Origin of the sequence: Pseudomonas sp. GV085, from assembly GCF_003050925.1 — a bacterium.
Lineage (GTDB): Bacteria > Pseudomonadota > Gammaproteobacteria > Pseudomonadales > Pseudomonadaceae > Aquipseudomonas.
Window position 1 is genome coordinate 53,551 of the sequence record NZ_QAOV01000012.1, and the last position, 21,571, is coordinate 75,121.

The 21,571-nt window shown below is 58.9% G+C and carries 21 protein-coding genes; 7 read left to right on the forward strand and 14 right to left on the reverse strand.

The features are described from left to right. Positions 1–111: 111 nt before the first annotated feature. Positions 112–1,170 (reverse strand): PA0069 family radical SAM protein, encoded by a 1,059-nt coding sequence (locus C8K63_RS22890; RefSeq protein WP_108218756.1) that lies wholly within the window; start codon positions 1,168–1,170, stop codon positions 112–114. Positions 1,171–1,378: 208 nt separating this feature from the next. On the opposite strand from C8K63_RS22890, the gene C8K63_RS22895 reads away from it, so the two are divergent. From C8K63_RS22895 to C8K63_RS22905, 3 genes are all read left to right on the forward strand, one after another. Further along, positions 1,379–1,684: a hypothetical protein gene (locus C8K63_RS22895; RefSeq protein ID WP_108218757.1), complete on the forward strand. Its 306-nt coding sequence runs from the start codon at positions 1,379–1,381 to the stop codon at positions 1,682–1,684. Positions 1,685–1,781: 97 nt separating this feature from the next. After that, on the forward strand, positions 1,782–2,366 hold the full coding sequence (locus tag C8K63_RS22900; protein ID WP_146176406.1) for a hypothetical protein: 585 nt from the start codon (positions 1,782–1,784) through the stop codon (positions 2,364–2,366). 160 nt (positions 2,367–2,526) lie between these two features. After that, the gene (locus C8K63_RS22905) at positions 2,527–3,171 is read left to right on the forward strand and encodes a dual specificity protein phosphatase family protein (protein WP_108218759.1); all 645 of its coding nucleotides are present in this window, start codon (positions 2,527–2,529) and stop codon (positions 3,169–3,171) included. A 42-nt stretch (positions 3,172–3,213) separates the two neighbouring features. On the opposite strand, the gene C8K63_RS22910 is transcribed toward C8K63_RS22905, so the two are convergent. Then, positions 3,214–3,501, reverse strand: a complete 288-nt coding sequence (locus C8K63_RS22910; protein WP_108218760.1) for a YheV family putative zinc ribbon protein — start codon at positions 3,499–3,501, stop codon at positions 3,214–3,216. Then, on the reverse strand, positions 3,498–5,549 hold the full coding sequence (prlC, locus tag C8K63_RS22915; RefSeq protein ID WP_108218761.1) for an oligopeptidase A: 2,052 nt from the start codon (positions 5,547–5,549) through the stop codon (positions 3,498–3,500). The genes C8K63_RS22910 and prlC overlap by 4 nt, the downstream gene beginning before the upstream one ends. An 88-nt stretch (positions 5,550–5,637) precedes the next feature. Here prlC and C8K63_RS22920 point away from each other — a divergent pair, with 88 nt between their 5' ends. Beyond that, positions 5,638–6,183, forward strand: coding sequence for a gamma carbonic anhydrase family protein (locus C8K63_RS22920; protein WP_108218762.1), 546 nt, complete (start codon positions 5,638–5,640; stop codon positions 6,181–6,183). Positions 6,184–6,209: 26 nt separating this feature from the next. Then, positions 6,210–6,860, forward strand: a complete 651-nt coding sequence (locus C8K63_RS22925; protein WP_108218763.1) for an HAD family hydrolase — start codon at positions 6,210–6,212, stop codon at positions 6,858–6,860. A 120-nt stretch (positions 6,861–6,980) separates the two neighbouring features. Here C8K63_RS22925 and C8K63_RS22930 read toward each other — a convergent pair whose 3' ends face one another. From C8K63_RS22930 to C8K63_RS22980, 11 genes are all read right to left on the reverse strand, one after another. Then, positions 6,981–7,604 carry an ABC-type transport auxiliary lipoprotein family protein gene (locus C8K63_RS22930; protein ID WP_108218764.1) on the reverse strand — a complete coding sequence of 208 codons (624 nt, stop codon included), beginning with the start codon at positions 7,602–7,604 and terminating at the stop codon, positions 6,981–6,983. Further along, positions 7,601–8,539, reverse strand: a complete 939-nt coding sequence (locus C8K63_RS22935) for an MlaD family protein (protein ID WP_108218765.1) — start codon at positions 8,537–8,539, stop codon at positions 7,601–7,603. The genes C8K63_RS22930 and C8K63_RS22935 overlap by 4 nt, the downstream gene beginning before the upstream one ends. Before the next feature lies 1 nt (position 8,540). Further along, positions 8,541–9,347, reverse strand: coding sequence for an ABC transporter ATP-binding protein (locus C8K63_RS22940; protein WP_177413292.1), 807 nt, complete (start codon positions 9,345–9,347; stop codon positions 8,541–8,543). Continuing rightward, a complete protein-coding gene (locus tag C8K63_RS22945; RefSeq protein ID WP_108218766.1) occupies positions 9,341–10,489 on the reverse strand; it encodes an ABC transporter permease in 1,149 nt (382 codons plus the stop codon). The genes C8K63_RS22940 and C8K63_RS22945 overlap by 7 nt, the downstream gene beginning before the upstream one ends. Before the next feature lie 94 nt (positions 10,490–10,583). After that, positions 10,584–11,612: a DUF5924 family protein gene (locus C8K63_RS22950; protein ID WP_108218767.1), complete on the reverse strand. Its 1,029-nt coding sequence runs from the start codon at positions 11,610–11,612 to the stop codon at positions 10,584–10,586. A gap of 114 nt (positions 11,613–11,726) precedes the next feature. Beyond that, positions 11,727–13,103, reverse strand: coding sequence for a pitrilysin family protein (locus C8K63_RS22955; RefSeq protein WP_108218768.1), 1,377 nt, complete (start codon positions 13,101–13,103; stop codon positions 11,727–11,729). Positions 13,104–13,159: 56 nt separating this feature from the next. After that, the gene (locus C8K63_RS22960) at positions 13,160–14,818 is read right to left on the reverse strand and encodes a Na/Pi cotransporter family protein (protein ID WP_108218769.1); all 1,659 of its coding nucleotides are present in this window, start codon (positions 14,816–14,818) and stop codon (positions 13,160–13,162) included. Between the two features lie 293 nt (positions 14,819–15,111). Further along, positions 15,112–15,879 (reverse strand): TerC family protein, encoded by a 768-nt coding sequence (locus C8K63_RS22965; protein ID WP_108218770.1) that lies wholly within the window; start codon positions 15,877–15,879, stop codon positions 15,112–15,114. 85 nt (positions 15,880–15,964) lie between these two features. Beyond that, the gene (locus C8K63_RS22970; protein ID WP_108218771.1) at positions 15,965–17,272 is read right to left on the reverse strand and encodes a CitMHS family transporter; all 1,308 of its coding nucleotides are present in this window, start codon (positions 17,270–17,272) and stop codon (positions 15,965–15,967) included. Positions 17,273–17,634: 362 nt separating this feature from the next. Further along, positions 17,635–17,961 carry a DOPA 4,5-dioxygenase family protein gene (locus C8K63_RS22975; RefSeq protein WP_108218772.1) on the reverse strand — a complete coding sequence of 109 codons (327 nt, stop codon included), beginning with the start codon at positions 17,959–17,961 and terminating at the stop codon, positions 17,635–17,637. A gap of 61 nt (positions 17,962–18,022) precedes the next feature. Next, positions 18,023–18,973 carry a LysR family transcriptional regulator gene (locus tag C8K63_RS22980; protein WP_108218773.1) on the reverse strand — a complete coding sequence of 317 codons (951 nt, stop codon included), beginning with the start codon at positions 18,971–18,973 and terminating at the stop codon, positions 18,023–18,025. Positions 18,974–19,087: 114 nt separating this feature from the next. Here C8K63_RS22980 and betC point away from each other — a divergent pair, with 114 nt between their 5' ends. Both betC and choX read left to right on the forward strand, forming a co-directional pair. Beyond that, a complete protein-coding gene (gene betC / locus C8K63_RS22985; protein ID WP_108218774.1) occupies positions 19,088–20,602 on the forward strand; it encodes a choline-sulfatase in 1,515 nt (504 codons plus the stop codon). 16 nt (positions 20,603–20,618) lie between these two features. Further along, the gene (gene choX, locus C8K63_RS22990; protein WP_108218775.1) at positions 20,619–21,539 is read left to right on the forward strand and encodes a choline ABC transporter substrate-binding protein; all 921 of its coding nucleotides are present in this window, start codon (positions 20,619–20,621) and stop codon (positions 21,537–21,539) included. Positions 21,540–21,571 lie beyond the last annotated feature (32 nt).

Genomic DNA, 21,571 nt, shown 5'->3' on the forward strand with positions numbered 1-21,571 from the left:
TTAATTGAAACTGAATAAAACGCTCTAGGACGTGTGTTCCAGGTCACAAAAACCGTGACCAGCCTAATGCGTGAGCGCAATCTTCAGTACTCAACCATAGGTCAATTGTCCTCAAATCAACGACATTTGGCGACCCGGCGGACAAAAGGCTTCGCAGTCCAGATTGAACCCCTCCCGGTGATTGAGTCCCAGCCGTTTGATCGCTTTGGCAAAGCGCTGCGCCAGCAAGTCCGCAAGCGGGCCTTCACCGCGCATCCGCGCACCAAAGCGGCTGTCATAAAGCTCGCCGCCACGGCTCTGGCGAATCAGGCTCAGCACATGCGCCGCCCGTTGCGGATAGTGGGTGCCCAGCCATTCCTCGAACAGGGGCGCCACTTCAAGTGGCAAGCGCAGCATCATGTAAGCGGCGCTCTGTGCGCCGGCGCCGTGGGCCTCGGCGAGCAGACTTTCGAGTTCGCTGTCGTTGATCATCGGAATCATCGGTGAACACAACACGCCCACCGGGATGCCTGCATCGCGCATGACCCGGATCGCCCGCAACCGGGCCTTGGGCGCTGCAGCGCGCGGTTCGAGGATGCGTTTGAGTTCGTCGTCCAGGGTGGTCAGGCTGATCATTACCGCCACCAGTCTTTGGCTGGCAAGCTCGGTCAGCAGATCCAGGTCACGAAGAATCAGCGAACCCTTGGTGACGATGGTGACCGGATGGCGGTAGCGCAGCAACACTTCGAGGGTTCGGCGGGTGATTTGGTATTCACGCTCAATCGGTTGATACGGGTCGGTGTTGGAACCGAGGTTGATTGGAGCACATTGATAGCCACGTTTGGACAACTGCTGCTCCAGCACATCCACGGCGTTGGTCTTGGCGATCAGCTTTGTCTCGAAATCCAGCCCCGGCGACATGTCCCAATAGGCGTGACTGGGGCGCGCATAGCAATAAATGCAACCGTGCTCGCAGCCGCGATAGGGATTGATCGAGCGATCGAAGGGCAAGTCCGGCGACGTGTTGCGGGTAATGATGGTTTTCGCCGTTTCGATGCGCACCTCGGTGCCCTGTGTGAGCGGTACTTCCTGATACCAGCCATCGTCCTCAGCCACCGAATGGCTGGGGGCAAAGCGGTTGTGCGGGTTGGTGGCGGTGCCGCGGCCACGGGGAGGCAATGGCGTGTGCATGGCAAAATCCTGATAACTGTATGCACATACAGTATCGCTAAAAGCGGCAGATCTCCAGTGCCGTTCGGCATCTGCTTTTTTTATATTGAATACATTATATCCAAGCAACCAAGAGACACATATAAAGTCTGGCTGACATGGCAAAGGCGTCGGTACTATTTCCGTTGCAAGAAACTTGAATATTGATATTTCACAAAGGGATTTGCTCATGTCAGTTTTAAACAGTCGCGGTATCTTTTTGCAAAAACTCGGCCCAACATCTGTAGACCCAGACGAAGTACTGGTATCGATGCAGTTTGCATTGAAACAGGAGGGCTGGGATGCGGAAAACTCCGTAGTCACTACTGCCCTGGTGGATTCCACTACGCTTCTGGCAGCCTCGTATGATGGCGGACAAACGTTCAGTATCCGCAATGCCAATAAAGATATCGACGGTGACGGTGATATCGATATAGATGACAAGGCAAAGCTGTTGGCGCTGGCTAAAGCTTATGCAGGTTTCGAAAATCCGTGATCGGTGACTGATCCTCACGTAGAGAAAATAGTAAATCACACTGATCTGCTGCGCTTGGAGATCATGCGCAGCAGACTGAAAAAACAGGGATATTAATATGTGGGCGCCCAGAAATGCAGGCGTATTTTTACAAGAAATACAAATGCCGCAATATAAAGAAATAACGATAAAGTTGATAAGAGAAAACACCGAAAATAATACAACCCCATTCTCCGACAACGTCTACAACAACATAACAACCATGAGCTTGAATTTTAATTACGAGGGAACCGACGAGCATAAACTCGACTTTGATCCGTGGTCCGATATGAATATCAACGGTGATAACAGCATTGATGAGAAGGACGTCGGGGCCATTACCAAACTTGCTCTCGCTTACCACAATCAAACGGTAATTGACTTGGACTCTGGGGTGTTTATTTCTCTGGCCCCTCCCGACCTGGTTGATATTTTTGATCCGGAACAACCCGTTCCGCCCCTCCCGCCTGCGAAAATCTCAGTAAGCATTGAGGTAGTGGACATGGAGGATCGAGATCAACCGGAGCTGGACTTTCACCTGATTGCTACCTCCCTTGACGATGGTGCGACTTTTCGAACTCGCAGGCTCTACCCTCATTCCCGTCCGATGACCATTACGGGGCTGGACGAACTGGTCAAAACGTTCATCAAGTTCAAATTGTAAATCTGGCTTACTGAAAGCTGTCCAGGCGCTTTGGCACCTCTGCGATCAACCCGGGCGCCGATGTTTCACATTTCATTCACACGACCCTCACAGGCCTTTGACCGGTGAGAGATGATGCTGCTTGTGAATATCCAGACTCTTCCTGAACGGTCACTCGAGCATGTTCCTACCACGCCTTTTCCCCGCACTGTGCCTTTTGCTGGTCGCTCTGTTCAGCCAGACACCAGTGTTTGCCGACGACAGTACTGCGCACCGTCCGGCAGACTGGGCTCAACCTATCGAGAAGCAATACAACCTCTTCCAGATGTCGCCGACGCTTTATCGCAGCGCCCTGCCGGACAAAGGGGCGGTGCCGCTGTTGGAGAAACTCAAGGTCGGCACGGTGATCAACTTCCTGCCTGAAGCGGACTCCAGTTGGTTGTCCACGCCAGGCATCACGCAAGTACAGCTGCCCTATCGCACCAATCATGTGGATGACGCGGATGTACTCAAGGCTTTGCGAGCCATTCAAACCGCCGAAGCCAAAGGCCCGGTGCTGATGCATTGCAAACACGGCTCAGACCGTACTGGCCTGATGGCGGCCATGTACCGGGTTGTCATCCAGGGCTGGAGCAAGGAAGAGGCACTGAACGAAATGACCCAGGGTGGCTTTGGTGACAGCACCCATTTCAAGGACGGTATTCGTTACATGATGCAGGCTGACGTGGACAAGCTTCGCACTGCATTGGCCAACGGCGATTGCAGCACGAGCCCGTTTGCGGCGTGTTCGATGAAGAGCTGGTTCAAGTCCGCTCACATCGAATAATGAAAGCCCCCGCGGCATTGCGCAACGGAGGCTTTTTTTCACTCAGTGTTGTTCGTCAGGCTTTTTCTTCAGTTTCGGGTTCGGGAAAAACTGAACCGCCTGAACCTTGGTGTCGGCTGGTTTGAGTGCGCTGGTGTTAACCCGCGTACCCAACTCCTTGGGCACCGACAACCCTTGTTCATTGAGAGTGTCAGAGTAACCGCAAGCCACACATTCACGATGTGGCACGCTGTCTTCGTTCCACATCATCAACTTGTCCGGCTCGCTGCATGCCGGGCAGACCGCCCCGGCGATAAAGCGTTTTTTCGTAATCACAGGTCCCTCACTCATGCTGCTGCGTCCTCACTCAGGCCGCTGTGGCGCAAGAGTGCGTCAATCGATGGCTCACGACCACGGAAGTCGACGAACAACACCATAGGCTCCTGGGAACCGCCGCGTGCCAGGATCGCTTCACGGAAGGCGCGGCCGGTGTCGGCATTGAGCACGCCTTCTTCTTCAAACTTCGAGAACGCATCGGCCGACAGCACTTCGGCCCATTTGTAGCTGTAATAACCCGCGGCATAACCACCGGCGAAGATATGTGCAAAGCTGTTGGGGAAGCGGTTGTAGGCCGGCGGGCGCATCACCGAGACCTCGTCACGCACGCCTTCGAGCACTTGCAGCACGTTGCGGCCGTCGCCGTGGGTCGCGTGCAATTCGAAGTCGAACAGAGAGAACTCCAGTTGACGGACCATCATCAGGCCGGACTGGAAGTTTTTCGCCGCGAGCATTTTCCCGAGCAGGTCCTGAGGCAGCGGTTCGCCGGTTTCATAATGACCGGAAATCAGCGCCAGGCCTTCCGGCTCCCAGCACCAGTTTTCCATGAACTGACTTGGCAGTTCGACGGCATCCCAGGCCACGCCGTTGATGCCGGACACGCCAGCATGCTCGACGCGGGTCAGCAAGTGATGCAGGCCGTGACCGAATTCATGGAACAGGGTGGTGACTTCATCGTGGGTCAGCAGCGCAGGCTTGCCGCTGTCGGCCGGGGTGAAGTTGCACACCAGGTTCGCCACCGGGCTTTGCAGCACGCCGCCAGCGGTACGACGACGGTCCCGGGCACCGTCCATCCAGGCCCCGCCACGCTTGTTGGCACGAGCATACAGGTCGAAGAAGAAGCGGCCGACATGCTGGCCGTTTTCCTTGATCTCGAACAGGCGGACATCCGGGTGCCAGGTGTCGAAGCCATTGAGCTCGGCGATTTCGATGCCGTACAGGCGCTGGACGATGGCGAACAGGCCGCTGAGCACCTTGTCGATCGGGAAGTAGGCGCGCAGGGCTTCCTGGGCCACGCTGTAGCGTTGTTCACGGAGTTTTTCACCGAAGAAACCGCTGTCCCAGCTTTGCAGGTCCGGGCAGCCTTGTTCGGCGGCGTAAGCCTTGAGCTGATCCAGATCCCGGGCGGCGAACGGCTTGCTGCGCTTGGCCAGATCGCGCAGGAAACTCAGCACCTGATCACTGGATTCAGCCATTTTGGTCGCAAGGCTCAGCTCGGAGAAACTGCTGAAACCCAGCAGCTTGGCCAGTTCCTGACGCAGGTCGAGGATTTCTTCCATGACCGGGCCGTTGTCGTTTTGACCGGCATTCGGTCCCTGGTCCGACGCACGGGTGCAGTAAGCCGCGTAGACTTCTTCACGCAGTGCGCGGTCCTGGGCGTAGGTCATCACCGCGTAATAGCTCGGGAATTCCAATGTGATCAGCCAGCCATCCAGGTCCTTCGCCTGGGCCGCGGCGGCCATTTGCGCCTTGGCGGAATCCGTCAGGCCGGTGAGGGCGGCTTCATCGCTGATGTGTTTGGTCCACGCCTGAGTGGCGTCGAGTAACTGGTTGGAGAAACGGCTGCCAAGCTCCGACAGCTTGCTTTGCACTTCGGCGTAACGCTTCTGCTCGGCTTCCGGCAGGTCGATACCCGACAGACGGAAGTCACGCAGGGAGTGTTCCAGGATAGTTTTCTGCGCCACCTCGAAACCGGCCGCTTCCGGGCTGCTGGCCAGGGCTTCGAAGGCCTGGAACAGTTCGCGGTTCTGGCCCAGCTCGGTGGAGTAGGCGCTCAAGGCCGGCAGGCACGACTCGTAGGCTTCACGCAGTTCGGCGCTGTTGCACACGGCATTGAGGTGGCTGACCGGGCTCCAGGCGGCGCCCAGGCGATCGTTGAGCTCGTCCATCGCCAGCACCAGGCCGGCCCACGTTGGCTGTTTGGCCTGGGTCTTGAGGATCTCGACGATGGCGGCACGGTTGTCAGCCAGAATCTGTTCAATGGCCGGTTGTACGTGTTCGGCGCGGATGGCGGAGAACGGCGGCAGGTCGTAGGGCTGCAAAAGAGGGTTGTTCACGCTCACGGTTGATACCTTGGCTGGAGAAACATGCAGCCATCTTAATTACAATCGGCACTCACCGCAGCTATCAGCGACAGAGAGAAACCCTATCGTGAACCTTCGCAAGTATCAGAACCACACGCCGCTGCTCGGCAAAGGCGCTTTTGTAGACGGCTCGGCGGTGGTGATCGGCGACGTTGAAATCGGTGAAGACAGCTCGGTCTGGCCGCTGACGGTGATCCGTGGCGACATGCACCGCATCCGCATCGGCGCGCGCACCAGCGTGCAGGACGGTTGCGTGTTGCACATCACCCACGCCGGTCCGTTCAACCCCGATGGCTTTCCATTGCTGATCGGCGATGACGTGACCATCGCCCACAAAGTCATGCTGCATGGCTGTTCGGTGGGCAGCCGGGTGTTGATCGGCATGGGCAGCATCGTCATGGACGGTGCGCTGGTCGACGATGATGTGATCATTGGTGCCGGCAGCCTGGTGCCGCCGGGCAAGCATCTGCAAAGCGGCTTCCTGTATGTGGGCAGCCCGGTGAAGCAGATCCGCCCGCTGACCGACAAGGAGCGCGGCTTTTTCACCTACAGCGCAGCGAACTACGTGAAGCTCAAGGACCTGCATCTGGCCGAAGGTTACGACCAGCTTTGACCCGGCCCTCTTATTCAGGACTCAACATGCATTACCAAACCGTTTTGTTCGACCTCGATGGCACCCTGACCGACCCACGCGAGGGCATCACCCGTTCGATCCAGTTCGCCCTGGGCAAACTGGGTATCGATGAACCGGACCTGGCCAAACTCGAACACTTCATTGGCCCGCCGCTGCTGCAGGCGTTCATGCAGTTCTACGACTTCGACGAAGCCAAGGCATGGGAGGCGGTGAATTTCTACCGTGAGCGCTTCAAGGTCACCGGCCTCTACGAAAACCGGGTGTTCGATGGTGTCACGCCGCTGCTGGAAACCCTGGGCGGACAAGGCCGGCAACTGTACATCGCCACCTCGAAGCCGTGGGTGTTCGCCCGGGAAATCGCCCGGCATTTCGATTTTGCCAAACACTTCAAGGTGATTTACGGCAGCGAACTGGATGGCACCCGGACCAACAAGGTCGAGCTGATTGCTCACCTGATGGCCGAAGAAAACCTGGACCCGGCCAACACCTTGATGATCGGCGACCGCAAGCACGACCTGATCGGCGCACGCAGCAACGGGCTGGACGCGGCAGCGGTGGGTTACGGGTTCGGCAGCCACGAAGAGTTGAGCGCCGAGGCTCCGGCGTATCACTTTGAAACGCTGGAACAGATGCATCGGGCGTTTTTACAGGGCTGATACGACTTGCCCCTGTGGGAGCGAGCCTGCTCGCGATGACGGTCGCACATTCAAAATAAATGTGTCTGACACACCGCTATCGCTAGCAGGCTCGCTCCCACAGGGGGACGGCGTAAGCCTTCAGGGTCTGGGCGGCGGAGCGAGTTTCTGCCCTTGCTCAACCGCCCAGTTCACCACCTGCGCGGTCAACTGATCGTTCGCCTGACCGAACCCGACCACCACCGCCGGAACCTGCACATCGCTGAGTGGCTGGCGCACTTCAAAACGGCGGCTGGCGAGGATGCGCTGGTCGTAACTGCGCACCAGCAATGCATCCAGACGCACGACCGCGCTGGCATTCGTGCCCTGGTATTCAGTCTGGAACGCCTGCAGCCTGCCGCCCAATTCAAGATCGGTCTGGAAAATGCTGTCATCGGTGCTCAACAACGGCACCCGTCCGTCATGCAGGAAACCTTCCAGCAGGCGATTGCGTACGAGCACCGGTGCCGGGTCGCTCCAGCGTGAACCCTGGTAGTGGCTGATCACATCACCCTGAGGAATCACGGCAATGCTCGGGCTGTTCAACGCTTCGCCGGACTGGAATTTGCTCAGGCGCAACGACCAGCGTTGCGGCGTTCCATGGTTGGCCGATGCGCCTTGGGCCGACGGCAATCGATAGACCTCGAAGGGCTCGGGTTTGGGCAGGATCGAGCACGAACTGATCAGCGTGAAGCCAGCGAGGAGGACAATCCGAATCAGCTTCATGGCGTGAATTCCTTGGTCTTTTCACTGCCCAGCAGGTAACCGCTGGGATTGGCTTCCAGGCGTGTGGTAATGGTGCGCAACGAACTCAGGGTTTCGCGCATCTCGCGCACGGCCGGGCCCAGGCCATTGAGGCCTTGCATACCGCTGTTGAGCGAATCCTGATTGGCAGTGATCAGCTTGTTGAGGGTGACGCTGCTCTCCTGCAGCGACTTCATCGCCTGCTCGGCGCTGCCCAGCGCCTCCTTACCATGATCATTGAGCAGCCCATTGGCATTGCGCATCAGCGCCGTGGTCTGCTCCAGCATGGTGTTGGCCTGCTTGCCCACCGACGCCAGTTGCTGCATGGCCTGGCGGATATCGCCGCGCTGCTCGGCAATGGTCCCGGTGGTTTGTTCCAGGTGCTCCAGGGTGTTGCTGATGCGCTCGATGTTTTCCGTGGAGAACATCAGGTTGGCGTTATGCATCAGCGTGGTCACCCCGGCCATCAGGTTTTCGCTGTCATTGAGCAGGCGGGCGATGGGCGAGGGCAAGGCGACAATGGTCGGCAGGTTGCCGTCCTTGCCCTTGAGCGTCGGGCTCTGAGGCGTGCCGCCACTGAGCTGGATGATCGAGGTCCCGGTGACCCCGGTCAGGGCCAGCTTGGCATTGGTGTCTTCCTTGACCGGGGTATCGCCGGCCAAACGAATTCGCGCCAGCACCCGGCGCGGGTCTTTCGGGTCCAGGCGCAGCGAGATCACGTCGCCGACCTTGATCCCGCTGTACTGCACCGAACTGCCCTTGGACAAACCGCTGACCGCCTCGTTGAACACGACTTCGTAGTCTTTGAACTCGGTGTCGACACTGGACTTGGCCAGCCACAGACCGAACAGCAGTGCGGCCGTCACCACAATCACCGTGAACAGGCCGATCAATACATGATGGGCTCGGGTTTCCATGTCAGACCTCGTTGAGCTGTTGGGCGGCTGTCAATGCCGCGCGGCCGCGAGGGCCATGAAAGTATTCGTGAATCCACGCATCGTTGGTTTCCGAGACCTTGTCGATGGCGTCCGCCACCAGCACTTTTTTCTGCGCCAGCACCGCCACCCGGTCAGTGATGGTGTAGAGCGTGTCGAGGTCATGAGTCACCAGGAAAACGCTCAGGCCCAGGGCATCGCGCAGGGTCAGGATCAATTGGTCGAACGCAGCGGCTCCGATCGGATCGAGACCGGCGGTGGGCTCGTCGAGAAACAGGATGTCCGGGTCCAGTGCCAGTGCCCGGGCCAGCGCGGCACGCTTGATCATGCCGCCGGACAGCGACGAGGGGTACTTCTCCGCCGCCGACAGCGGCAATCCGGCCAGCGCCATTTTCACCGCCGCCAGGTGCTCGGCGTCGTTGCGGCTCAAGCCGGCGTGTTCGATCAGCGGCAGGGCGACGTTCTCGGTTACGGTCAGCGAGGAAAACAGCGCGCCTTTCTGGAACAGCACGCCGAATCGCCGCTCCACCAGCGAGCGTTCGTGTTCGGACAAGGTTGGCAGGTTCTTGCCGAAGACTTTCACCACGCCTTCGCTGGGCTGGTGCAACCCGACAATACTGCGCAGCAGCACCGATTTGCCGCTGCCGGAGCCGCCGACCACGGCGAGGATCTCGCCTTTGTACAAGTCCAGGTCGAGGTTCTCGTGCACGCTCTGGCGGCCAAAGCGGTTGCACAATCCACGGACTTCAATCACCGCCTCCGAGGGCGCTCGGGGGACACGACTCACCATCCCATCTCCATGAAAAACATCGCGGCTATCGCATCCATCACGATCACCACGAAAATCGACTGCACCACGCTCGACGTGGTGTGGGCACCGACGGACTCGGCGCTGCCACTGACCTTGAAGCCTTCGAGGCAACCAATAGCGGCAATCAGGAAAGCGAAGAACGGTGCTTTGACCATCCCCACCAGAAAGTGCTGAACGCCGATGTCCGTTTGCAGCAGCGACAGGAACATCGCCGGCGAGATATCCAGCGCCACCGCGCAGACCACGGCACCGCCGATAATCCCCGACAGCATCGCCAGAAAGGTCAGCATCGGCAGGGCGATCAGCAACGCCAGGACCCGCGGCACCACCAGCAACTCCACGGGATCCAGGCCCAGCGTACGGATGGCGTCGATTTCTTCGTTGGCCTTCATCGAACCGATTTGCGCCGTGAACGCACTGGCGGTGCGCCCGGCCATCAGGATCGCGGTCAACAGCACACCGAATTCGCGCAAAAAGGCAAACCCCACCAGGTCCACGGTGAAGACGGTGGCACCGAAAGTGGCCAGTACCGTCGACCCGAGAAACGCCACCACGGCGCCCACCAGAAAGGTCAGCAACGCAACAATCGGCGCGGCGTCGAGGCCAGTCTGCTCGATGTGCGCAATCATCGACGTGACGCGCCAGCGTTTGGGCCGGAACAGGCCGCCGGCGATGGTTTCGATGATCAGGCCGACAAAACCCAGCAGTTGCAGGGTGTCCTGCCAGACGATGTCCACAGCGCGACCAATGCGGGTCAGCAACTGAATGGTAACGCTGACTTCCGGTTCCTTGATCGGTACGCAGAAATCGGTCAGCGAGCAGTAGACGGTTTGCAGCAACGCGCGATCGGCAGCGGAGAGCGTGCAATCAGGATGTTCAGCGGAGCGACCGAGGCGCTCGGAGCCGAGCAGCTCTACCAACAGCGAGGCGCCGGCGGTGTCGAGGGCGCCGAGACCGTTGAGGTCGATGGGGGTGTTTGCGTCGTACTGGTCGTGGAGCTTTTCGCTCAACAGCTTGAGGTCAGCGTAATGGGCAAGCGTCCAGTCGCCCGTCACCCGCAACCGCGCAGGGGTAATCGATGTGTCTAATCGGGCGTTGCCGGCCATCGTGCTGCTGATCATAAGCTCCGTGCTTTATTGGAATACTGCTATTTCGTATGAACGTGGCGAGGGAGCAAGCTCCCTCGCCACACGCTACGTAATAGCACGAACCGCACTACTTTTCTTTTATCGCTGTGCTGTCCGTGACTTTGAAGCGCAGCACGCCGATGACCTGGCCATCTTCGGTCAACACCCGAACCTGCCATTTGCCGGCCGGGTTGTCCGGGAAGTTCTGCTTGTGGGTCCAGGCCCGGTAACCTTCCTTGCGCCCGCCGCGAATATCCAGAGGAATGCGGTCGACCTCTTTACCGTTGAACTTCCAGACGTGATAAATCCGCTCGTCCAGGCCACGTGGAGCATTGATCGCGGTGTACGCGTAGAGCCCGCCATTGCGAATCTGCTCGGCGCTGACTTCGTCGAGGCTGGCGCCCGGGGTGCGGTCCTGCATTTGCGTGCTGATGGCCACGTCGGTCATCCACAGCGTCGCCGGCGGCACCCACGAGCGCAGCTCCCAACCGACGAAGCCAATGCCCAGGGTGATACTCAAAATCGCCAACGCACTGCGTACAGTACGAATCGGGAAGATCGACGCCAGGCTCGGGAACGACAACAGCACCGAGATGCCCAGTGCCCATTTGAAACTCTGTGCGGTGGTCAGGTGCATGATCACCGGCAACGCGGTGAGCAGGGCGGCGAACAGGGTCAGGGTGTGCAGGGCCAGAAACGCCCAGCGCCGCGGCGCCAGCCATTTGTAGTAGAGCGGGTCGATGATCGAAATCAGCGCCGCGACGCCCAGCAGCCCGGTGAAAACCAACTGGCCGCTGTTCCACGTCGTGGTGATGAAGAAGAACGGCAGGACAAAAAACAGGCTTTCCTGATGGATCATCTGCGTTGCATAACGCAGCAATGGTTCCGGAATTTCGCGCTTGAAAATGCGCGTGAACAGCTTGGTCAGGCTGTTTTCCAGCATCAGCCAGATCCAGCTGATCAGCATGATGGTAGTGATCCAGCTCGCCAGGCCTTGCTGGCGATCGACCAGAATGAAACTGCCCACCCCGGAGATGAAACCACAGAGTGCAATGACCCCAGGGTAGCGCTTCATCAATTCGAGGATGCGCTGTACGAAAAGGGTCAGGTTTTGCATTCGGCGGGTTCACAGTAGTCGTAGGAAAAAACCTCGACAGGGTACCGTTGGTGCGGCCCTGTGGCGAGGGGGTTTGTCGGATCGCCACAGTTAGTCACTCGCCAGTTGGAATGATTACTGTCGGCGGTGCAAACGCCAGCCCACCAACATCAACACGATCAAGCCCACCCCCCCGACCGCCAACCACATCAACTGGTCATAACTGAACAGTGGCTTCTCGATCCGCAAATACCCCGGCTGCAACAACAGTTCACGCACGGCCTTGTTCGCCTCTTCCAGCGTCACCCCTTGCAGCTCCCGGGCCGGGTTGGTGAATTGGCCGTCCTCGTAATCACCGATGGCGCTCCAGTAGTAGTCGGCCAACGCGCTGTTGCCTTGCACGGCCCAGGCCTGGCGGGCAATCGCGGCCTGCTTCAGGCGGTTGAAGGTGTCGGCATTGAGGCCGTCCTTGAGCAGTCCGGCCTTCAAGTCGTCGAGCACTTGTTCGGCCGCAAGCACGTCGTCGCGTTCAAGGTCGGCATTGAGGCTCATGAAACCCACGCCGCCGAACACCTCGCGTTCTGCCCACGGACCGTAGGACAAACCGTGAGCCAGGCGCAGCTGGCGATAGAGCGCCCAATCCAGATAATCCTTGAGCAAATCGAAGGTTTGATCGTGCCCGTCGTCCAGCACCGGCTCCGGCACCAGCCAGTGCAATTTGGCGCCATTGCCGACCAGACCGTGGGGCAAAGTGCGCTCGTGGGCGGCGCTGGCCTGGATTTGCGGCAGCGGAGGATGCTCACCAGGGGTAATCGCTTCCAGCGCGCCATACGCCTGTTCCAGATAGGCCGGCAGCAACTTGTCGAGGTCGCCGACCACGATCAGGGTCATGTTGTTCGGCGCATACCAGTCCTTGCGCACCTGCTCCAGTTGCTCATGGTTCAGGTCATCGACTTGCGCACGCTCCGGGCATTTGAGGCCCAGCTCCACGGCCAGCTGGTTGCTGGCCGTGTGGCCGAGATCCTGACGATCGAGCCAGCGTTGCAGGTGCGAGTAGTGGCCGCCGTCTTCACGCTCGACCACTTGCTTGGCCGCGTGGATGGCGTTGTCGTCGAAACGAGTCTGGGTCAGCAGCGCCAGCAGCAGGTCGAGCACCTTGCGCTGGTTTTTCGCCGGCGCTTCGATGACGAAAGTTGTATCGGCATTGCTGGTGAAGGCGTTCCACTCACCGCCCAGGGCTTGCATGCGTTCTTCCAGGCCCCCTTCGCCACTGGCGTCGATGCCGCTGAACAGTAGGTGTTCCAGCAGATGCGGCAATTCCTTTTCTTCGCAATTGAAATCGTCCAGGCCAACGCCGACCACCAGCCGGATCGCCACATGTCCGTGGTCAGTACCGGGTTTGAGCAGCAACTGCAACCCGTTGCGCAGGGTGTAGCCCTCGACCTGGAAGCGATCCAGGGCCAGCGACGGAAAAGAACCAAGCAACAGACAGGCGAACAACAGACAACGCATAACAAGCTTCCGTACGACTGGCGTAAGTTCAACAGACTTCAGGCAACTGTGGACGTTCAGGGTGAATGAGTAATGTCAGCCAAATCGTCGACCACCAGCGCGCCGGTGTCGGATGTTTCCAGCACCACGTAGGCACTGCTGCAAAACAGCGAATTCAGGCGCTTCATGTCGGCAATCAGCTCCAGGTGCAATGAACTGGTTTCGATACTCTGCACGATTTTACGATGCAAGCGACTGACATGGGCATGGGCCAGGCGTCGCTCCTGAGCGCGGAAACGACGTTTTTCACGCACCAGTTGGCGGGCACTTTCCGGGTCGCCACTGAGAAACACCGACATCCCGAGCCGCAGGCTGGAAATCAATTGAGTATGCAGCCCGGTCAATTCGCCCAGCCCGACTTCGGAAAACGACCGGCGCTGCGAGGTTTTCTGCTGCTGGACTTTGCGCAGCATGCGTTCGATCAAGTCGCTGGCGAGTTTCAGGTTGATCGCCAGCTCGATGATTTCCGCCCAGCGTCGGCTGTCCTGATCGCTGAGATCTTCCCGGGGCATTTGCGCCAGATACAATTTGATCGCACTGTAGAGCGCTTCGACATCGTCGGTCAGGCGGCGTATTTCCTGGGTGACGGCGGTTTGCTTACCGCGCAACACGTCGAGCATGGCTTCGAGCATGTTGTCGATCAGGTCGCCCATGCGCAGGGTTTCCCGGGCCGCGTTGGCCAGCGCCAAACCGGGCGTGACCAACGCTGTGGGGTCAAGGTGCCGGGGCTTGGCCGTGCCGTTGACCTGCGGGCGCTCCGGCAGTACCCAGGCACAAAATCTGGCCATCGGCCCGACACTGGGCAGAAGGATCAGGCAGCGTGCGGTGTTGTAGAGCAAGTGAAAGCCAATGACCATTTCCTGAGGGCTGAAATCGAGGCTATCGAGCCAGTGCACCAACGGATCAAGTACCGGAATGATCAATAAAAGACCAATCAGTTTGTACAGCAGGCTGCCCAGCGCCACTTGGCGCCCGGCGGGGTTCTGCATGCTGGTGCTGAGGAAGGCGAGTACGCCGCTGCCGATATTGGCGCCGATCACCAGCCCGATGGCCACCGGCAGGCTGATCACGCTGGCGCCCGCCAGGGTCGCAGTCAGCAGCACAGCGGCCAGGCTGGAATAGGAAACCATCGCGAACAGCGCGCCGATCAGGGCGTCGAGCAGGAGGTCGCCGGTGAGTGAGGCGAAAATCACCTTTACCCCTTTGGCATGGGTAATCGGGTACGCCGCTTCGACAATCAATTGCAGCGCCAGAATAATCAAGCCCAAGCCAATGGCGACGCGACCCATCTGTCCGAGTCGGGTTTGCTTGCGCGACAGAAAGAAAATCACCCCGACAAAAATCAGCAGCGGCGACAGCCACGACAGATCGAACGTCAACACCCGCGCCATCAGCGCCGTACCGACATCGGCACCGAGCATGGTGACCAGCGCCGGCGTAAGCGCCATCAGTCCCTGGCCGACAAACGAAGTGACCAGCATGGCGGTAGCGTTGCTGCTCTGGACCATCGCCGTCACAGCGATCCCGGAGAGGAAAGCCAGCCAGCGGTTGGACATGTTATGGCCAATGACATGGCGCAGATTGGTGCCGTAGACCCGCAGGATGCCGGTTCGGACGATATGCGTGCCCCAGATCAACAGGGCCACGGCAGAAAGCAAATTGAGCAGGGTGAGCATAATGACCCCCTGTGGTGGAGCGCCCCAAAGGAGCAAGTTGACGGTACCGCGCGACGTTCTACGTTCTGTACATAAGCTGTAGTTGGCTAACGGTCTACGCGCCAGCATCGCATAGCCAAAGAAGGGATTGAAATAAAACTGTCATGAAAACAGATTCATGTACCCGGCCAAAAACAAAGTGGGAGCGAGCCTGCTCGCGATGAGGCCATCAGCTTCAACATTGATGTTGACTGACAGACCGCCATCGCGAGCAGGCTCGCTCCCACATGTTTTGCGTATTTAGCGCTTTCGGGTTACTGGCCCGGAATGTCCTTGCGCAGCTTTACCGGATCCTGCTGTTTCTTTTTTTTCGCGATGGCGGTGCGCATCCTGATGTTGATCGCTTCCACTGCCAGCGAGAACGCCATGGCGAAGTAGACGTAGCCTTTTGGCACGTGCACGTCGAAGGATTCGGCAATCAGCACCGTACCGACGATCAACAGGAACGACAGCGCCAGCATCTTCAGCGATGGGTGCTTGTCGATGAACTCACTGATGGTGCCAGATGCCCACATCATCACCAGCACGGCCACGATGATTGCCGCGACCATGACCGGTACGTGGGAGACCATGCCGACTGCGGTGATCACCGAGTCCAGGGAGAACACGATGTCGATGATTGCGATCTGGATGATGGTGTAGAGGAAGTTGCCGCCCTTGCCAGAAGGTTCGTCGCTGCTTTCATCTTCACCTTCCAGCGCGTGGAACATCTCTTGCGAGCTTTTCCACAGCAGGAACAGACCACCGAAGAACAGGATCAGGTCGCGTCCGGAAATACCCTGGCCGAACACTTCGAACAGATCGGCGGTTAGGCGCATGACCCAGGTGATCGACAGCAGCAAGAGGATCCGCGTGATCATGGCCAGCCCAAGACCGAAAATCCGGGTACGCGCCTGCATGTGCTTGGGCATGCGGCTGACCAGGATCGAAATCATGATGATGTTATCGATACCCAGGACGATTTCCAGGGCGGTCAGGGTGAAGAAGGCAACCCAGATTTCAGGGTTGGTCAGCCATTCCATGTGTATTCCTTTGAGCGATTGTTAAACCACAACGGGCCCGGGCTTCAAACAGCGAAGCCTGGACCCGAAGTGGTGAGTCTTGGGCTTATAGAGTGCTGAACACCGGGAAAGTCCCCAACAGCAGCGCAGCAATCAGTATGCAGGTACAAACCAGCACTGCCCACTTCAGGGTGAAGCGCTGGTGGTCACCGAAATCGATACCGGCCAGGGCCACCAACAGGTAGGTCGATGGAACCAGCGGGCTCAACAGGTGGACGGGCTGACCGACGATCGAGGCACGTGCCATTTCCACCGCGGTTATACCGTAATGGCTCGCGGCTTCGGCAAGTACCGGTAACACGCCGTAATAAAATGCATCGTTCGACATGAAGAAGGTGAACGGCATGCTCACCAGCGCCGTGATCACCGCCAGGTACGGGCCGAGGAAATCCGGAATCACCGCCAGCAGGCTTTTCGACATCGCATCGACCATCCCGGTGCCGGTCAGGATACCGGTGAAGATACCGGCCGCAAAGATCAACCCGACTACCGCCAGCACGCTACCGGCGTGAGCCGCAACGCGATCCTTCTGCTGTTGCAGGCAAGGATAGTTGACGATCATGGCGATACTGAACGCCACCATGAACAGCACCGGCAACGGCAGCAGGCCGGCGATCAGGGTGCCCATCAGGGCCAGGGTCAGGGCGCCGTTGAACCAGATCAGGTTCGGACGACGGGCATCCGGGAACTGCGAAACGCTGATTTCACTGTGGTCGATTTCATCACCCACCAGGTGCAGTTCACCCAGACGAGCACGTTCACGCTTGCCGTAGAAGTAGGCGATGACAAGGATCGCCACCACACCGGCCAGCATCGCAGGAATCATCGGTACGAAGATGTCGGACGGGTCCACGTGCAACGCACTGGCAGCGCGAGCAGTCGGGCCACCCCATGGCGTCATGTTCATCACGCCACCGGCGAGGATGATCAGGCCGGCCATGATCCGCGGGCTCATGCCGATACGGCTGTAGAGCGGCAGCATGGCGGCCACGCAGATCATATAAGTGGTCGCGCCGTCACCATCGAGGGAAACGACGAGCGCCAGTACGGCGGTGCCGACCGAAACTTTCAACGGGTCGCCCTTGACCAGTTTGAGGATCTTGCGCACGGCCGGGTCGAACAGGCCGGAGTCGATCATCAGGGCGAAGTACAGAATAGCGAACATCAGCATCACGCCGGTTGGCGCAAGCTTGGTGATGCCTTCGAGCATCATCGGGCCGATCTTCGGCGAAAATCCACCGAACAGGGCAAAGATGATTGGAATGAGGATCAGGGCGATCAGCGCGGACAGGCGCTTGGTCATGATCAGGAACATGAACGTGATGACCATGGCGAAGCCAAGGAAAGTCAACATGGGAATACTCCAGGCGTAGCGCGACTAGGGAATGGGCAGATCGGGCGGGATCAGCGCAGAACGGGAAGCACGAGACGTACGGGCGGAGTTACAGCGAAGCGGCGGGTAGAAGAGGACATCAGAATCACCATTGTTGTTGTTAAATGGGCTGTGCGAGCGATAAAACGCTGGCATTGGCCAACCGGTCTGTTGCCGGTAGTGGGGGCGATCCTAATCGGGGAAGCTTTCAGCCAGCTTTCGCCAATGAAAGCAAGGACCGGATGTGCAACCGATCGTCGGATTGGGTTTCAAGTCCCTGCACACAGGGCAGGAGGTTGAACATGGGCGAACACTTGCCCGGCGAGGCTAAAGAAACACTCTGATCAAAAAACAGACAGATCCAGCGGCCGTATTGCGCCCATCCAGATCGCATGCTCGGTGTGGTCACGCAGATCGTCACCGGTATCAGGGTGCAGAAACACCACCAGGCCCTTGCGGTTGAGCGCCAGCCACGGCAGCACGTCGCCCAACACCTGCGGCTCGAACGCCAACTGGCAACTCCAGTCCGGGTGCGGACCGACCGGGCGCTCGTGCACACGGCCCATTTTCAGTGGGAACAGTTGCGCAGCCTGCTCACACAAGGCCCGCGCCTGATCGATGGTAGTGGCGTCGAAATAGACATGGGCGTGGTAGCCCGTTATGCGTTGCATTTGAAATCCTCTAAATCCGGTCGAGCAGATCATGCGGCACAGGTTGCGATCTTTTCACGTTTCACACTGCAATCGAAGGCAATGACAACCCCGACAACGACTGCGCACTGCCGGCCTGTTCGGCCATCAACCAATCCACAAACTGTTGAATTAACGCTCCGCGTCGTTTGCGCTGGGGCAGGACCACGTAATATCCCAACCTCGACATCGCCGTTTCGGCAATCGGTCGGCACAACAATCCCTGGGCCAGCAGGTTATCCACAAGGTGGCGCCAACCGATGGCCACGCCCTGACCACCAATCGCGGCCTGAATCAGCAAGGTGTAATTGTCAAAGCGCAATTGCCCGGGCGCGGGGGGCGAGGTGATGCCCAGCTCACGGAACACACCGCTCCAGTCGAACCAGTTACTGCTGTGTTCCCCACGCAGGTGCAGCAACGGAAACTCCATCAATGCCTGGGCCGGCAAGGGCAGGGGACGCTCACCCAACAACTGCGGACTGCACACCGGAAACACTTCCTCGTTGAACAGCCAATGGCTTTCACCCTGCTTGAAGCGGCCATCGCCGAACAGCACCGCCACATCGATATCGGTACGTAGCATGTTATGGCTGCGTTCACTGGTGACCAGGCTGACATCCACCTGTGGATTGGCCGCGTGAAAGCGGTGCAGTCGCGGCATCAACCAATAGGCGGCGAAGGCAAAATCCGTGGCAACCTGCAGTACCTCATGCTGTTGCTGTGCGCTGATTGCACTCAATCCTGCGTCGATATTCTGCAAACCGAGCTGAACCTGTTCGAAAAGAATCTGCCCGGCCTCGGTCAGTTCGATACCGCGATAAATGCGATCGAACAAGCGTGTCGCCAGCTGCTCTTCGAGGCGCTTGATCTGCTGGCTGATGGCCGGTTGCGTGGTGCCCAGCTCAACCGCCGCGGCGGTGAAGCTGCGTTGGCGGGCCGCGGCTTCGAAGGCGCGAAGCAGATCAAGAGACAGGTCACCAAGGGCGTCATACATAAGCTGTGCTTATCCTAGTCATTGCCGCGCGTGGGCTTTACCGCAAGGTGCAAGGGTTTCATTCTCGAAGCCAGCACTCTCGCATAAACATCCACTATGGAATGCCGCGATCACATGAAGCGCAAGAACATTCTTTTCATCATGGCCGATCAAATGGCCGCGCCAATGTTGCCGTTCTACGGCCCATCGCCCATCAAGCTGCCCAATCTCAGCCGCCTCGCCGCACAAGGCGTGGTGTTCGACTCCGCTTATTGCAACAGCCCCCTGTGCGCGCCGTCGCGGTTCACCCTGGTAAGCGGCCAGTTGCCGAGCAAGATCGGCGCCTACGACAACGCCGCCGATTTCCCCGCCGACGTACCGACCTACGCCCACTACCTGCGCCGCCTCGGCTACCGCACTGCCCTGTCGGGCAAGATGCATTTCTGCGGACCAGACCAGTTGCATGGCTACGAAGAACGCCTGACCAGTGACATTTACCCGGCCGACTATGGCTGGGCGGTGAACTGGGATGAGCCGGACGTGCGCCCGACCTGGTACCACAACATGTCGTCGGTGCTGCAAGCCGGCCCGTGCGTGCGCACCAATCAGCTGGATTTCGACGAAGAGGTGGTGTTCAAGGCCCAGCAGTACCTGTTCGACCATATCCGCGAAGATGGCGATCAGCCGTTCTGCCTGACTGTTTCCATGACTCACCCACACGATCCGTACACCATTCCCAAGGCTTTCTGGGATTTGTACGACGATGCTGACATCCCGTTGCCTTCGACTCCGGATCAGCATGACCTCGATCCACACTCGCAGCGTTTGCTCAAGGTTTACGACCTGTGGGACAAGCCGCTACCTGTGGATAAGATCCGCGACGCCCGCCGCGCCTATTTCGGCGCGTGCAGCTATATCGATAGTAACGTCGGCAAACTCCTGCAAACTCTCGAAGATACCGGGCTGATCGACGACACCATCATCGTGTTCTCCGGTGACCATGGCGACATGCTCGGCGAACGCGGGCTCTGGTACAAAATGCACTGGTACGAAATGGCCTCACGGGTGCCGCTGCTGATCAGCGCGCCAGGGCAATTCGGCGCGGGCCGGGTCAGCGCCAGTGTTTCCACGGCCGATCTGCTGCCGACCTTCGTTGAACTGGCTGGCGGCTCGCTGGAGCCGGGCTTGCCGCTGGACGGCCGCTCGCTGGTCCCGCACCTGCAAGGGCAGGGCGGTCACGACGAGGTGTTCGGCGAATACATGGCCGAAGGCACCATCAGCCCGTTGATGATGATCCGCCGCGGCGCCTACAAATTCATCTACAGCGAAGACGACCCTTGCCTGCTCTTCGACGTACTCAATGATCCTCGCGAACTGGAAGAACTCAGTCATTCGCCGCAACATCGCCAACTGTTCGACGATTTTCTCGCCGAAGCGCGGGCCAAATGGAACATTCCGGCGATTCACCAGCAGGTGCTCGCCAGCCAGCGGCGCCGGCGGTTCGTGGCCGAGGCGCTGACCCTCGGCAAGCTGAAGAGCTGGGATCACCAGCCACTGGTGGATGCCAGTCAGCAATACATGCGCAACCACATCGACCTCGACGATCTGGAGCGTAAAGCACGTTATCCACAACCCTGCCAAAACCAATAATCTCAAGGGGAAGTCCATGCAAAGGTTATCCACAGTACTGACGGTCGGGCTCCTGGCTCTGGGCAGTGCATCGGCGTTTGCCGATCAGAGTTGCGAGACCGTGAAAATGGCTGACCCGGGCTGGAGCGACATCGCCGCGACCAATGCCATCGCCGGGTTTTTGCTGGACGGCATGGGCTACAAGGCCAAGGTCGACACCCTCGCGGTGCCGATCACCTTTGGCGGGCTCAAGGATGGCCAGGTCGATGTGTTCCTGGGTAACTGGATGCCGGCGCAGCAGGGCTTCTATGACAAGTTCGTCGCCAACGGCGATGTCACGCAACTGGCGAAGAACCTCGACGGCACCGAATTCACCCTCGCCGTTCCGGATTACGTGTGGGACGCGGGTGTGCATGACTTTGCCGACCTGAACAAATACGCCGACAAGTTCGACCGCAAGATCTACGGCATCGGCTCCGGCGCGCCGGCGAACATCTCACTGCAAGAGATCATCAAGAAAAACGATTTCGACATGGGCCAGTGGAAACTGGTCGAGTCCAGCGAGCAGGCGATGCTGGCCGAGGTGTCCCGCGCAGTGAAGAAACAGAAGTTCGTGACCTTCCTCGGCTGGACCCCGCACCCGATGAACGTGCAGCTGAAAATGCACTATCTGAAGGGTGGCGAGAAATACTTCGGCGACACCGGCAGCGTGCACACCCTGACCCGCAAGGGTTATGCACAGGCCTGCCCGAACGTCGGCAAACTGCTGACCAACCTGAGTTTCACCCAGGACATGGAGAACAGCATCATGGCCGAGGTGGTGAACAAGAAAGTCAGCAATGCTGATGCGGCCAAGGCGTGGATCAAGGCCAACCCGGCGGTGCTGGATAAATGGCTCGATGGCGTGAAGACCGTGGATGGCAAGGATGCGTTGCCGGCGGTCAAAGCCAAGCTTTAAGGTTCAAGGACGCCTTCGCGAGCAGGCTCGCT